At 40.6% G+C, this 16,349-nt stretch carries 7 protein-coding genes; 1 reads left to right on the forward strand and 6 read right to left on the reverse strand.

Annotated features, from left to right (window positions below; all coding sequences use genetic code 11):
• Nucleotides 1-9 precede the first annotated feature (9 nt).
• The 6 genes from ABWV72_RS17520 to ABWV72_RS17545 all read right to left on the reverse strand — a co-directional run bounded on the left by ABWV72_RS17520 (nt 10) and on the right by ABWV72_RS17545 (nt 13,386).
• Nucleotides 10-1,599 (reverse strand): arylsulfatase, encoded by a 1,590-nt coding sequence (locus ABWV72_RS17520; RefSeq protein WP_353372076.1) that lies wholly within the window; start codon nt 1,597-1,599, stop codon nt 10-12.
• A gap of 10 nt (nt 1,600-1,609) precedes the next feature.
• Complete coding sequence (locus tag ABWV72_RS17525; RefSeq protein WP_353372078.1) at nt 1,610-4,171, reverse strand: glycoside hydrolase family 2 TIM barrel-domain containing protein; 2,562 nt, start codon at nt 4,169-4,171, stop codon at nt 1,610-1,612.
• A gap of 72 nt (nt 4,172-4,243) precedes the next feature.
• Nucleotides 4,244-7,420, reverse strand: a complete 3,177-nt coding sequence (locus ABWV72_RS17530; protein WP_353372080.1) for a glycoside hydrolase family 2 TIM barrel-domain containing protein — start codon at nt 7,418-7,420, stop codon at nt 4,244-4,246.
• Nucleotides 7,420-8,949 carry a sulfatase family protein gene (locus tag ABWV72_RS17535; protein WP_353372082.1) on the reverse strand — a complete coding sequence of 510 codons (1,530 nt, stop codon included), beginning with the start codon at nt 8,947-8,949 and terminating at the stop codon, nt 7,420-7,422. The genes ABWV72_RS17530 and ABWV72_RS17535 overlap by 1 nt, the downstream gene beginning before the upstream one ends.
• Before the next feature lie 138 nt (nt 8,950-9,087).
• Nucleotides 9,088-11,802, reverse strand: a complete 2,715-nt coding sequence (locus ABWV72_RS17540; protein WP_353372084.1) for a TonB-dependent receptor — start codon at nt 11,800-11,802, stop codon at nt 9,088-9,090.
• A 444-nt stretch (nt 11,803-12,246) separates the two neighbouring features.
• Nucleotides 12,247-13,386 carry an aldose epimerase family protein gene (locus ABWV72_RS17545; RefSeq protein ID WP_353372086.1) on the reverse strand — a complete coding sequence of 380 codons (1,140 nt, stop codon included), beginning with the start codon at nt 13,384-13,386 and terminating at the stop codon, nt 12,247-12,249.
• Nucleotides 13,387-13,907: 521 nt separating this feature from the next.
• Between ABWV72_RS17545 and ABWV72_RS17550 the strand changes: the two genes are divergently transcribed.
• The coding region (locus ABWV72_RS17550) for a TonB-dependent receptor (RefSeq protein ID WP_353372088.1) at nt 13,908-16,349 on the forward strand (2,442 nt) is incomplete at its 3' end.

Here is a 16,349-nt window from a genome sequence, read left to right on the forward strand (position 1 = left end):
TAGGCTGTACTACTTGCTTTTAGCCATTGGCTTTTTTTTGGGTTTAGGCCAGTAGTCAAAATTCCAATCATCTATTCTTGACCGTGTTCGTGAACTCTTCATCAATTGCTTCATTTGACTGACCTTAGCAGGATATTCCTTAGCTAAATCAACTTGTTCAGCTTGATCTGTGGCTAAGTTATATAACTCAATCGGCGGATTATCACGGTGAGATTTAGTATAACGACGAACCGCTTTCCATTGGCCTTGTTCATCATCTAAGCGTATGGCTTGAGCATGACCGCCACTATTGTTATGAAACTCCCAATATAAATGCTGGTGCTTTGCTTGCTTACCTTGTGACAGCAAGGTTGGTAACATTGATATTCCGTCAATACCTTTTGGCGTAGCAACATCAGCAATATCGGCTAATGTTGGCATAATATCCCAAAAGGCAGAAACATGATCTGAACTGGTATTGGCTTTTACCTTGCCTGGCCACCAAGCAACGGTTGGCATTTTTATCCCACCTTCGTATAGATCTCTTTTAAAGCCACGCAATGAACCATTACTATTAAAAAAGGCTAAATCTGCGCCTCCTTCCCAAGATGGACCGTTATCACTGGTAAAGATGATTAAAGTATCATTCGCTAAATCTAATGCCTTAAGTTTATCTATAACCCGGCCAATACTTTTATCCATATGAGAAATCATTGCCGCCCTTGTTGCCCTTGGCTTGTATACTGGAATGTATTGTTGTCCACCACCAACATTAGGCGTTTCTTCAAAGTGCTCATAGGCTGCTACCTCTTCATCAGGCGCTTGTAATGCGGCGTGAGGTGCAGCAAATGATAAATAAAGAAAAAATGGCTTATTTTTATTGTTTTCAATATAGGCGACCGCATCATCAGCTAAACGCTGCTGAGCATAATCTTCGCGCTTATAAGCTAAGTAACTATTTTCATCATTTGCATCTAAATGTTTAGGCAACTTCTGGTGCGAGTGCAAATACGCATTATTTAATGGAAATTTCTCTTCATTTAGCCATAAATGCGTTGGGTAGTGGTTATGGGCCTGTTTCTGATCTAAATAACCAAAAAAGTGTTCAAACCCTTGTTTATTAGGCGTGCCCTGTGAACCTGGACCGCCAAGCCCCCATTTGCCAATTAATGCGGTTTTATAACCAGCTTTTTGCATCAGGGTGCCAATCGTTTCAGTACCTGGCCTTAACGGCAGTTGCCCCCATTCTTCTTCATCTAAAAAAGAACCAAAAGCAAAATTACCGCGTATTTGTACATTACCAGGGTGTTTGCCTGTAACTAAACTCGCTCTAGACGGTGCGCATACAGTACTACCGGCATAATGTTGAGTAAGCTTCATCCCCTGCGACGCCAATGCATCAATATTAGGGGTTTTGATTTTAGTTTGACCAAAGGCACCAACATCGCCATAACCTAGGTCATCAGCCAAAATATAAATAACATTGGGCCGGCTATCGACCCGATTAGCTTTCATATCCTTACTATGCTCACCAGTACTGCCTGCACAGCCTGACAAGGCAATTAAACTTAGCATTAAGCTAGTAGCAAGATGCGTGTATTTATTTTTTATCGCTAACATAACTTAACTCCTAGTGAACGGCTTTACTTGCCAGCGCGTTAATGACAATGCTTTTCGGCTCTAAGCCCTTACTTGTAACGGTAACTTTAATATCTCCAGCTTCATCGGTCACTTGCACTAAGGCTAATACTTTACCCATAAAAGCCTTTCGAGTTGCGACTTTATGCGGTGATAAATCTAAAATATCTCCATTTTCAACACCAATTAGCTTACCTGGACCTTCAATAGCAAAATGCAATTGGTTATCTGCTTCAGGAACAGGGTTTCCTTGAGCATCAGTAATGTCGATTTCTAAATGAACCACGTCACGTTTATTGGCGTTCACAGTTTTCTTATCAGCCAATATATTTACTGAAGCTGGCTCACCTGCCGTTACTCGCGCTTGCTTAACAACGGCCTTGCCACCTTTTTTCGCGACCACAGTAAGCGTCCCCGGTTGATAGGGTACCTGCCACACAATCTGCATATCATCACCAATGGCTTTTTCACCTAGTGATTTACCATTTAGCCATAACTCAGCAGACTCTTGGTTGGTATACACTACCACAGGTACAATGCGCCCTTCTTTTCCTGGGTGAGTCCAATGAGGGTCCATGTATACCATAGGCTCAGTAGCCCACTGGCTTTGGTAAAGGTAATAGGCGCCCTTAGGGAAACCGGCTAAATCTAATACACCAAAGTTTGCGGTACGTGCTGGCCAGCCAAAAGACTCCCCAATGTAATCAAAGGCTGTCCATCTAAATGTACCCAATAAATACGGTAGTTTGCGGGCGAGCTTGATCTCCTCTCTAATAGGCATACGTACTAGTGAATTATCATATGACGAGCCATAAGCGGGTGACACCCCATCAAAAAACTCTTCTTCTGTTAAATCATCAACTTGATAGACCTTACTCTTGATTTTTTCCCAAGTTTTTTTCGGGCCAATTTTAGAGCGAACTTCCCACGGCGCAGGGAAGTCGCGCACACGATAACTGGTTTTGCTGCGATAAACGCCACGAGTATGAATGGTATGAGTCATTTCTGTACCAATGACTGGTGTATTAGGGTTCTGTTTATGGAACTTCTCAATCGCCCCTTTATATTCTCCATGACCATTAAAACCAGCAATAGTTAAATAGCCACCGGCGTAACCACGACCTTGGGTGATAGGACGAGTGGTATCAAGAGTTTTAGCAAACTCTACTAAGGTTTTTTGTTGCTCAGGCGTATATTTAGGTACTTCATTACCGACGCTCCACATAATGACACTTGGGTGGTTACGATCACGACGCATAAAATCGGTAAGATCACGTTGCCACCACTCATTAAAATACAAGCCATAATCATATTTAGCTTTAGCGTCCCACCAGCCATCAAATGCTTCATTCATAATGACAAAGCCCATTTCGTTAGCCATTTGATAAAACTCAGGAGCAAAAGGGTTATGAGTAGTTCTTAGCGCATTAACTCCCATCGCTTTTAAGTTTTCTAATCGACGACGTAATACATCTTCTGGTACGGCAGCACCAACAGGACCTGCATCGTGGTGCATGCTAATGCCTTGTAAAATTACCGATTCACCATTAAGTAAGAAGCCCTTATCAACAGTAAAATCTATGGAACGAATACCGGTAGTGGTATCAAGAGAGTCGATCAACTGCTCACCACGATAAAGGCGGTTTCGCACTGTATACAAGTTCGGCGTATCAATTGACCATAGCTGCGGCTTTGCCACATTAACTAACTGTTCAAATGTCACTGTTTGCTGTGGTTCAACGACTACAGGCATTGAATCACTAGCAACCAGTTGCCCTTCACTATCAATTACTTGGGTTTGTAATTGAAGCTGAGCAACACTAGCATCGCTATTAGTTACTTCAGTGCTAACTCGAAGATCAGCTTTATCCTTGCTGATATTTTCAGCGCGAACAAATACCCCACTATAAGGTATGTGTTGTTGACTAACAGTGGTTAACCAAACATGACGATAAATACCAGAACCCGTATACCAGCGACCACTTGGCGCAAGGCTATTATCCGCTCTAACAGCAATAACATTTTTGCCTGGTGTCAAATGCTCAGTAATATCATAATTAAAGCTAATATAACCATACGGTCGTTTACCTAGTAGCTGACCATTTACCCAAACTTCACTATTCATATAAACGCCGTCAAACTCCAGCATGACACGTTTATTGAGCCAACTGCTGTCCCAGTCAAGGTGTTTGCGGTACCAGCCTATGCCCGTAGGCAAAAAGCCACCGGCAATGCCAGCAGGGTTATCTTTACTGTATTCCCCTTCTATGCTCCAATCATGTGGCAAGTCGAGCTTCCGCCATTGCTTATCATCAAAGTTACTCTGTTTGGCCAATGGCTCGTCACCTAAATAAAATAACCAATCAAAGTCTAAATTTACCCGCTCTCTTCCGGTAGCGGCATTTTCATTTTTCTCTTTAGCATGTACGCTAGGCTCAGATGATTGCTTATTACAGCCAGTAAGCGCGACTAAGGACAAAAGCGTGGCACTGGCAAAAGCCAATAGCCTTCGTTTGCTTCGCGCATTGACTTTATTGATAATATTTTTATTCATGTTAATTTCCTATTACAGCGTCATCGTCAGCCAGCGAGTTTCACAGGCTGAGCAATGGCAAAGGGGTAATACTTATTCTGGTAGTGCTTGTTTGGTTAGTTGGCTAAGATTTTCTGATGGGCCAAATGGTCTCAGATAAAATTGCTGTCGGTAGAACTGCCAAGGCAAACGATGCTCGGCTTTGGCTAATCCTTTTTCATTCCAACTATTATCGCCACCGACACCAATTTGGCGTTTATCAATATTTAAGGTAATAAACTCACCTGGTTTGATATCTCGGCCATGTTTATTTTTCTTTGGTTGAAAATACAAGTCTTTGTTTGCAAGCTGTAACGCACTACCACTAAAGGTAGGTGCGCCTTTTACCAATAAGCCGTAACCAGCCTTGTTGCTTAAGGCTAACCAACGTAAATCCATTTTATTACCGGTTTCTTGAGGACGTGCATATGGGTGGTATTGACTCCAAACATTGGCACTATATTGACCGATAGGCGCCGATAAATAGCGATCAGAGTAACTTTCATGAGGCCCTCTGCCATACCATTGCAGGTTGTCAAACGCTACCGGCAAGGTCATAGTCATGCCAAAGCGTAATAAATCTTTACCATTTTCCTGTATAGGTCTTAAAGAGGAGTTAACGTGAATATCGCCACTCGCAAAAACTCGATACTGACTTTGATAACTAAAGCGTTTACCATTTTTTCTAGCAACATTGATAGTCACCGCTTTATCACTAATATGCTCGACGCTAACTTGGGGGTTTTTATCAAATTTTTCTGGAGCATTCTTCCATTGCTTGGAGCTAATATGTAGCTTGCCGCCAATATCATTATCAGTTAGCGGACGCCAAAAGTTAGCTTCTAACCCGGTACGTAACATCTCAACATTATCGTATGTTAGTGAGCTTAGTAAGCCAGTGGCTTTATTTAATTTAACTTGAAATTTGCCGCCTGCGACATTTATGGTTTCATTGGTTTCAGAGACCTTCAATGGTTGAAACGCCGCTAAATCTAGCGCGGTTGCCGACTTAGTTATTGGCAATTTAAATTGCTGCCAGGCAACTAAATGTTGCTTAGGAATAAGCGGCCCTGCAAATTTATTCGCATGTGCTTTTATCGTTAAGAAGTATTCTGCACCAGCTTGCTGTTTAAACGTTGGCAAACTTAGCTGTACTTGACTACTCGCGCCAGCTTCAACGGGCTCAACGGAAAAGCGCTCCGTTAATATTTCAACGCCATTCTCACTCAGATGCCAAGAAAAATCTAAATCCTTGCTATTGGCAAAATCTCGTCGATTAACAACTTTAAAAGTTAAGGTATTTAAATCAACAGCAGAAATTAATAACGGTTGAAATACTTTTTTCATTTCCCAGGCATGCGGGTTAGGCGTTTTATCCGCCTGCATAATGCCATTTGCTAAAAAGTTGCCTCTTAATGGCTTTTTCGGTGGTGAGACCCCGTCAACCTGCTGAGGGCCAAAGTCGCCACCGTATGCGAAATAACTTGAACCATCTTCACGATATTGCAACAACCCTTGATCGTGCCAATCCCAAATAAAACCGCCTTGTGCCATAGGGTATTGATAAATCACATCCCAGTGCTTTTGAAAACCACCTAGGCTATTACCCATAGCATGAGCGTACTCAGAATGAATTAACGGTTTTAGCGGCTCACCATCTAGATATTGCTTTACTTCGGTTGGCGAGCGATAAAAAGGGACATAAATGTCGGTATAATCAACCAACCCAGCTGCTTGATATTGCACTAAACGGCTATCATCTCTTTGCTTAGTCCAATCGTACATGTCTTGAAAGGCTTTACCACCGCTGGCTTCATTACCTAACGACCAAACAATAATGGAGGGATGGTTTTTATCTCGCTCCACCATGGCCTTCATGCGGGTCATATGCGCCTTATGCCACTGAGGTAGACTTCCCAAAGCAGTACGCTTGTTCATATAGCCATGAGACTCAATATTTGCTTCATCTATTAAATACAAGCCGTATTGATCTGCCAATTTGTACCAATAAGGATCATTCGGGTAGTGTGAGGTACGTACAGCATTAACATTAAACTTTTTTAATAGGGCAATGTCTTTTTCCATCGATGCTTTGCTAACAACATGGCCGGTTTTCATATCATGCTCATGGCGATTCACACCACGTAGGGTAATGACCTTACCATTAACTAATAACTGTCCATTTTTTAGCTCAACGGAACGAAAGCCCAGATGATCATCTATCTTATCCAGTAGCTTGTTATCACTATCAAGCAGTGAAATAGTAACTTGATATAAATGCGGAGTTTCTGCTGACCAGGCAAGTACTTGCGAGATCTTCTCATCTATCATCAGTTTACTATTTTCTTGCTTAGCCGATAACGCAAGCTGTTGCTTAAATTGCCCGATGGTTTTTGAGTTATACGCCAAAGTCACCAACAACTGCCCGTCAAAGGTTTGTTGTAAGTGATTAGCTATATCTAGCTCCATCTTTAAGCGACCATGTTGATAATTATCTTCAAGACCGGCTTTAATAAAGTAATCCCGAACTCTTACTTTTGAGCTTGCATATAACCTGACATCACGAGTAACACCCGATAACCGCCATGCATCAACATCTTCTAAATAGCTGCCGTCACTAAAGCGATATACTTCTAGGGAAATATTATTTTCACCCGCTTTTATATATGGCGTAATATTGAACTCTGCTGGTGTTTTCGAGCCTTGGCTATAACCAACTTTCTCGCCATTAACCCAGAGGTAAAAAGCATTTGATACCGCGCCAAAATTGACAAACACTTCTTTGCTTAACCAATGCTTAGGAACTGAAAAATTGCGACGATAGGAGCCCACGTGATTTTGTTCACTAGGCACAAAAGGTTGCTGCATTTTAAAGACATAACCACTGTTTACATAATAGGGACGACCATAGCCATTGAGCTCCCAATTAGCAGGTACAGAGATGTCTTGCCAGTGGCTGGTATCAAAGTCATTTTGGTAAAAGGATTCTGGCCTTTGCTCAGGGTTTTCAGCAAAATGAAACTTCCATTGCCCATTTAACGACTGCTGATTATTGGCCGTTGCTAATTCCTTATAAGGGGTAATATTGGCGTGTGGCAACTCAGCATTGACCTGTTGAATATCAACACGATTCCACTCTGGCTTCCGGCTAAGCTTCTGCTTAGCCATTAACGGTTGGCACACCAAGAACAAGGCTGAAATCATGCCAAGACATAAGTAGTTCTTCATCATTATAAACCTAATTTTGCTCTATTATTTCTGGTCTTGTTGCTGACTTTGGGATTGGCTTGATTAGTCTTGGCCCATTGTTGATATTGTGCTCGTAACTGCTTCACCACTTCAGGGAATTTGTTTGATACATCCTGGCTTTCACCTGGATCTTTTTCTAGATCATATAGAAATTCACCTAGCTCTAAATTGACCATTTGTTTATTGGCATAGTAATCATCAAAAGCAGCTTTATACTTCCACTTGCCGCTGCGCACGGCAATTTCATGACCAGTATCCCAAAACAGCGTGCGCTCACTAAGTGATTGACTATCAGTCGCTTGAACATCCTTGGTTAATAATGCGCTAATGTTTTTGCCATCTAGGTGACTTGGAATGGCAATACCTGCGGCAGCTAAGATCGTTGGATATAAATCCATCGCGCTAACCACTTGATTCATAACCTTACCTTGCTGATAGATTTGAGGGCCATAAACAATGAGCGGTACACGGATGCCACCTTCATATAAGGTGTATTTACTGCCACGTAGCTCACCATTGTTAGCGTAAATTGGTGTCGAGCCGCCATTATCACCAATGTAAATAACTAAGGTATCGTCAGCTAAGCCCTGCTTGTTAAGCTCATTTAGCAATTTGCCAATTTCTACATCAAGAAAATGTAGCTGCCCTAAGTAGTGTTGACGACCCTCTGGGTTATTCGGATAACGCCCTCCGACATACCAATCTCGAAAAGCTTCCTTGGCTGGGTCCCAATCGTGGTAGCCCTTCAGGCCTTTCTCAGCTAAATAACTCTTAGGCAGCTGGTGGGTAAAGTTGTGTACCGCATTAAAGGAGACTTGCAGGAAAAATGGCTTATCGCGATTATCAGCAATAAATTTATGGGCGTGCTCACCAATCAACTCAGTAGCAAAGCCTTGTTGATCAACTTTTTTGTCGTTAAGCCATGCTGGCCCCATTTTAAGGCTTTCACCTATGGTGTTGTTGGCCTTACGTGCTTTTCTATGTTGCTTTTCAGCAGTTTTACTATGAATTAAATAATGCTTTCTACCACCTGAGAAACCGTAGAAGCTATCGAAACCGTGGTTGAGGGGAAAGTTTCTTGATTCTGGCTGATGGTTGCCACCGTAGTGAAACTTGCCAACATAGCCAGTTTTATAACCTTGCGCTTTTAGCGTTTCCGCCAAGGTGCTTTGTGTTACTTGTTCTAAACCATCACTTTCATACCAATAACCACCAAAACGTTGTGTATAACCGCCGGTAATTAAGCCAACGCGAGAGGCATTGCAAATAGGCGCAGTAGCATAAGCTTGAGTGAATCGAGTCCCCTTGTTGGCGAGCTTGTCTAAGTTTGGCGTGACAACATCTGAATTAATTTTGGCTACGCCTAGATCACCAAAGCCATGATCATCACCGACAATAAGTAAGATATTGGGCTTTCTTTGGTCACCAGTGTCAGCACAGGCTGTTGATAGTAATAAAGTCGTCGCTAAGGTGATAACTGTGCCAGTAACAACAAGGTATTTACTAAACATGAGAGTTTACCTAAATAAAACAATTAACAATGGATTGAAAAAGGCTAACAAGCACCGAGCAGAGACTGCTAGCCAAAAGAGTGAGACAACACCTAAAACCGATACTTGCTTTAGGTGTTATCCAAGACACGCTTGTCGCTAGAATTTCGCTCTCAAGCCTAAATAAATTCGTCGGCCAGAGCTTTCTACACGAGATAAGCGATTGATACTTGCTTGCTCTTCAAACTTGCCAATTTGGCCAAATTCGATAACTTCATCAGTTAAGTTAGAGCCTTGTAGAACTAAAGATAAATGCTTATTTACTTTGTAATTAATGCTAGCAGATAGTAAGTACGTAGGGCGTTTCACTCGGTAATTACCGCCTTCGTGCTGCACTTGCTCTGCTTGATAGCCATAATTTACGCGCGCCGATAAGGTATTATCATCATAGAAAAGGCTAGTGTTCCAAGTGTTATCTACCGCCATTTCAGCATACTGAAGGTTTTCGACATCATCTTTAGTGTTGTAATCCACTAACACATCATTATCCATCTTAGTATAGTTTGCTGACATACCTGTGTGCTTTAAAAGTCCCGGTAAGAAATCAAACTCTTGACGCATACTTAACTCAACACCTTTGATAGTACCGCCTTCATTATTTTGAATAGTAGTTTTAACATCAAAAGATAAATCATTGACGTTTTGCGTTACTATTCCAGGGCCGTAGGCAGAGTCAAAGTTTTTATAAAAATAACCGATAGAATAAATAGCTCCCTTATTAGGGTACCATTCTAAAGCAATATCCCCTTGAGTTGACTCTATAGGTTTTAAATTTGGGTTACCGCCGGAGCCTGTACCTAGTGGCTCACTCAAGTCATCAATTTCACTTAATTTCAATGAAGCACTCATATCATTAAAATTAGCACGAGTAATTGCTTTACCCGCAGCCATTCTCACTAGTAAGTCATTTTGTATCGTTAAAAGGCCATTAAAGGTAGGCAATACATTGGTGTAGCTATCTGAATCGCTGTAAGCGACTAATGAGCTTTCATCAAAAATGATTGCATCTGCTTCGCCATCACCATCGGTATCAACCATTTTAGCTTCACCACGAACACCATTAGAGGTAAGGTCAGTTTCAACAACTCTAACCCCTACATTACCGGTAAATAGCATCTCACCAATATCTGTAGCAAAATTTAATTGACCGTATAATGATATGGTTTCTTCCTCTGTTTCAAACGAGCCTTGCTGGTCTGCTAAAGTGATTTCTCTTTCAGGTAAACCACCTAACACATCTCCAATCAATGCTAAGCCATCTTGTGGCTTAATATATGCCCAGCTACCAGGTAAATCTGAATTTAAGTCGCCATAAGCGTTGTTTAGAGGAAACTGAGACACCATCTCTTCAGTTAAGTAAAACTGCTGAGGCCATGCCAATTTGTAGGCCTCTTTATCGGCTTTACTTTCTTTTTTACGATTGGCATATCTAATACCAAACTCCAATCCTTCAAATGCGCCCAACTCAATATCACGAGAAAAGTCTAATCGAGCTGATAATATTTTATCAGAGCCACTGGTTCGGTTATCGTTACCTTCTTGCACTCTAAATTGGCTTGGTTCAAGAGCGTCATATTCGCCCCCACCAATAGTAATATTAGGCAAGGTGTCGCCGTAAAAGTCATACTGAATAGGATTATTGGCAACGTTATCAAGTGCTTTAACATTAATAACATCAAACTGGCGTTCTGCCTCTGAGTAAGCAAGGTCGGCATCAACTACCCAATCATATGTGAAAAAGCGACCATTAAGGCCTAAATTTAAAGTTTCATCTAGATTAGTAGATTGTGCGCTAATTGAACGTAATCTTGCTTTAGATCTTAATGCTGAAGTTACATCACCAGTTACAGAATCAACAACTGCATCTTCTGGCTTAAATGGTCCATTATTAAAATCAATATAAGAAAGCCCAGGAATAGTATTTTCAAACTCAAACTTTGAATATAATGCGTCAAAGGTGATATCAGCACTATCATTTGGTTGCCACTGTAGGCTACCAAAAACTGCAATTCTTTCTTCATCTCTGTATTGAGGGTTTGCCGCCATAAAACCTGGTGCAGGGTCTTTAATACCATCACCGTTGTAATCTTTATTGGCGTTATAATCGCCAACGGTAAAGCGGTTGTTCACTTGCGGGTCTGAAAGAACCGATAAGCCAAGTGCCACACCAAAGGTATCATCAAGTAGCTTTTCACTAAACATACCGCTGGCTCTATAGCCGTATTCATCCTGCCCTTCTACGTCTTTTGAGCCTTCATTGTATATACCACGAGCACTAATGGTACGAATGTTTGAATTTACATTTAGTGGACGTAGCGTTTGCATTTCAACAGTGCCACCAATACCACCTTCAATTTGATTTGCCATTGGTGTTTTCATTACCATGGCTTTGCGCACAGCTTCTGCAGGATATAAATTAAGGTTTACTGAACGACTACCAAATGATGATGCTACTTCACGGCCATTGATGGTCGTTAAAGTAAAGTCACCGCCAAGTCCCCTAACCGCTACTGTATTAGAGCGACCACGATCTTGATTACCGACAACGCCTGGTAATTGCTCTAACGCTTCAGCAATGCCTCGCTCTGGTAATTCACCTATATCTGCCGCAGTTACAACTTCAACAAAAGTGTCAGCTTCTCTTTTTGTATAAATAGACTGACGCTCACTTACTCTAACGCCAGATACGGTTATAACTTCGATGCTTTTTGACTTACTATCGCCTTCGTTGTCTGTACTTTGTGCACTGGCAACTGAAGTTAAGCTGCTAGTTATTGCTGCAATGATACCAATAGCTAACTTACTCTTTTTCATACTTCCCCCTAATACGATTACTTCAATAATCTCACTATGATTTATTATTTACGTCACCGCCATTACATCAAAATAATGCGTAGTGCATCATTTGTGTAATCAACATTGATGTAACGAGTACATCAAACAATGATAGGGAGAACGTTACCATTATTAACAACTGAGTACAAGAGTTAACCATACGAACTCTAAAAAGCACCTGATAAAAAACAATTTTATCTATATTTTTCACGGATTTATAGACAAACTTGATTTATAAAGGCCTCATAAAGCAAAGATTACTCATGAGAAAAAACAAAAGCAAGAAACTTAAAAGGCAGGAGAATAATGACAACGATATCCAAAAAAAACACCGATAAACACATAGATAAGAGACTTTAATGCAGTTCTACTTTCTACGAAGTAGTCAATAGCAAAAGCTTAAATTGATAACTTATTAAATATTCACTTTTCAATAGAAAATGCATAAACAGTTTTTGAGTAAAACTCTTCACCAAGGTTTATCACCACGGAAGGTAAGCCATTGTTTGGGCTATTGGGGTATTGCCCTGTCTCAATACAAATACCTGAACGCTTTTGATATGGCGTATTTCTCTTACCGATGACAGAATAATTCAGGTAGTTTCCGGAGTATATTTGCCCTCCGACTTCTGTAGAAAGTACGGTTAACTTCCTACCTGACTTTGGGTGAGACAATTCAGCAAATTTGCTCAGTGAGCCCCTGCTCTCTTTGCTGACCCAAAAGTGATCGAGTCCTTTTGTATCCCTTAGCTCTTGAGGGGCTTTTTCGAACACTTCAGCCAGCTTAGTCGGCGAAGAAAAATCGAAAGGAGTGCCTTCTGTACTAGCGAGGGCTCCCATTGGAATAGATTCTTTTGTTAGAGGCAGATAAGTTTTGCTGTTGAGCATTAATATATGATCATCTATCTTTGCTGCATGATTCCCACTTAAATTGAAATAGCTATGTTGGGTAGGATTAAAAATGGTCGGAGCATCGCTACTCGCTTGATATTCCACAATTAATTGATTCTTTATGTTGGCGGTGTAAGTCACAGTGACATATAAATTTCCGGGATAACCAGCCTCACCATCTTTACTTAGATAACTTAGAATTAAGCTTGCACCATCACCAGTAACTTCTGTTTTGGCTCTCCAAACGACCTTGTCGAAACCAATTGAACCACCATGCAAATGATGAGGAGATCTATTTTTCTCTAGCTCGAAGGTTCGTCCATTGATAGTCGCTTTACTACCCTCTAACCTGTTAGCAAACCTTCCAATGATTGCCCCAAAATACCTATTACGGTGCACATAATCATTGAGTTTGTCGTAGCCAAGAACAACATCTGACAGTTGTCCATTCTTATCCGGAACTTCAAGAGATGTAATAATGCCGCCGTAGTTGATAGCAGAAAAGGTAATTTGGGGACCATTGAATATGTACTTTGTGATGACTTGATTATCTTCCAATTCCCCATAGAACTCTTGTTCAACAGTAAAGTTTGATGCTAATACATCTGCAATATGAACTACGCTACCTGTTAAATATATGCTGAACAAAAGCCTAAAGAATAACTTAGGCATTAATTATTTCCCCTGCTTAATTGTCATACGGATTGACTGAACCATCGACACTAAATTCAAAATGATAACGACGAAGTAAATTAAGAGCATCTAAGCTAAAAGCGTAATATCATTAATGTTAAATGAAAATAACGCTCCTAGCCGGCCTACTTTATTTTCACATTTACTCATTGGAAGAAAGTGGTAAAAAACACTCCTTTTTTCGACGTGACAAATCCTATTCTTGAAATAAGATAGCATGCTTAATTTAAACAGGCAAGAAGATAACTGCAAACGTTACCCCCACCCAAAGCAACCCTCAACCAAATAAATAACCTTATATTACAAAGAATTACAAAGAATTACAAAGACCACATTGAGCACCACGTTGTGCGTATGCATAATTAATAATAACGTTATCCCGAGTTGTTAGGTTAGACAAGGTATAGTCTGTTGCATACTTGGCGCTTGCAATATTAAAAAAATAAAAATTCTAAATGGCTAAAAAGAACTCATGCCATACATTTTAAAGTGGGGTATAAATGAAAAAGTCCAAAATAAGTTTAGCGTTACTGGCAGCACTGTATGTGCAAATGCCGTCTTGCGCATTTGCTCAAGAAACTTCTTCAGAAAACAAAGCGATTAAATCTGAAGACGCAGAACAAAAAGTTGAAGTTATAGAAGTGTCAGGTATTCGAAGCAGCCTTGCTCATGCGCTGCAAGATAAAAGAAATGCTGACAGCATTGTTGATGGCATTGCCGCCGAAGATATTGGTAAATTTCCAGATCAAAATGTTGCCGAATCTTTACAACGAATATCAGGGGTGGCTATTTCTCGAGAAAATGGTGAGGGTTCGAAATTAACCATTCGAGGATTTGGCCCGGAATTTAATATTGTTCAATTAAATGGAAGAACTTTAGCAACAACAGATAAAGGTCGCTCTTTAGATTTTCAATTATTACCATCAGAGCTAATTTCAGGGGCTGAAGTTACTAAAGCGTCAACAGCTAAAACGCCTGAAGGTAGTATTGGTGGCTATGTTAATGTTAAAACGGCTCGTCCACTCAACAATCCAGGCTTTCATGCAGCAGGTTCAACGCAAGTTAAACATAACGATTTATCTGGTGATTACAGTCCGCAACTTTCTGGCATTGTTAGCAATACATTTTTGGATGATCGCTTTGGCGTACTGGTTGGTTTTACTCATCAAGAAAACACCAATCGCATTGACACCGTGCACACTAATCGCTGGTCGACTGTTAAAGCAACCGAGATCACTGGTGATATAAAAGATCAGTCTGGCAACGTTATTACACCTGAAGGGCTTTGGTACCCAGGCCGTTATGTCTTTCATCTAATTGAAGAAGAGCGAGAGAGAACAGGACTAAACCTAACCTTTGAGTTTGCTCAAAGCGATAATATGAACCATTCACTTGACTACCTATTTAGTGACTTTAAGCGCCAAGAAGTTAGACAAGGTATGCAAGTTCCTCTGCAACGTGGTGGTTGGAGAAACGTAGTAGCGTCAGATAACCTTACCGCCATTCAAGCAGAAAAGTTTGGTAACCACCCGCTAGATGGACAATTTGGCGAAAGTGGTGAAACAAGTACGACAAATGCCATTGGATACCATTTCAATGCCTATGTTGGTAACTTTACTTTTGATTTTGATGCTTTTTATTCAAAAGCAGAATCGACACCTATTACCCATAATTATGTCCCTAACTATGTTGATAACACTCAAGCCCCGGGCAATGACATACTAGCATATGATTTAAGAGGTGACGGTCACATTGCCAACTTCGATACCAATATAGATTTTACTGATGTCGCGAACGCCAGAGGGCACTTTAATATTTTATTTGACGAGCGATTAGTAGATGAAGTAACCGAATTCAAATTTGATACAAATTACGAAATTGACTCCGGCATATTCACTTCTATAGATGTCGGTATAGCTTATTCTGATCGTGAGAAAATCGTTGACCACTACCGAATTGACAGTGGTTGTGGAAACGTTTTAAGAATTTGTAATAAACTTATGGATTTGGATGACTCTCTCTTTGCGGTAAACACTACTGGTGACTTTTTATCAGAAGAAAGTGGGACTTTCCCCGATCGTTTTATAATGGTGGGTGATATATCAACATATCTTGACGCCATTGGCGTACTTAGACAAGAGCCTAATTGGACAGACAAATCTTTTAGTGAACCGCGCTCAACCGCTACAGATGAAACTAAGCAATCAATATATACCCAACTTAATTTAGCAGGGGATATTAGCGATTATGCCTGGAGTGCTAATGTCGGTTTAAGATATGTAGAAGTTGAAACCGAATCTCGCGGTTTTGGCGTAAACAGATTAAGTATTGCCCCAGGAGGAGAAAGTGACGGTGTCAGCATCGATGTTGGCTACTCTGAACCAGGGCAAATTACGCGTACGAATAAATATGACGAGATATTACCTAGTGTAAATTTCAAAATGGATTTTGATAACGGTTTTGTTACTCGTTTTGCGGGTGCTAAAGTGATTTCACAACCATCAATCACCGATATAGGTGTGAACAGAAACTACACAGATAGTCGAGCATCTAATTTTTCAACCAGCGGTGGTAATCCATTTTTACTCCCCTATGAAGCGACTCAATTCGATTTAACAGTAGAATATTATCAAGATAATGGTAATTCCTATGCCGTTAACTTTTTCACTAAAAGCATAGGTAGCTTTATTGCTACCCAAACCATTCAAGACACAACGCCAAGCATCTACATTAATGGGGAAGAAGTTGATACTACTGTTAATATCCCTGGTTTTGGCACATTAACTGAGTTTGTTACACAGAAAAGTAATCGCTCTGGTGGTGAAATTCAAGGGGTAGAATTAGCGCTTTTACATTATTTTGATTATCTACCAGGCATGTTAGACGGCTTTGGAGTACAAGCCAACTATACCTACTTAGATAGCGAAGATAAAAATGCTAAC

This window comes from Aliiglaciecola sp. NS0011-25, from assembly GCF_040370605.1.
GTDB classification, from domain to species: domain Bacteria; phylum Pseudomonadota; class Gammaproteobacteria; order Enterobacterales; family Alteromonadaceae; genus Aliiglaciecola; species Aliiglaciecola lipolytica_A.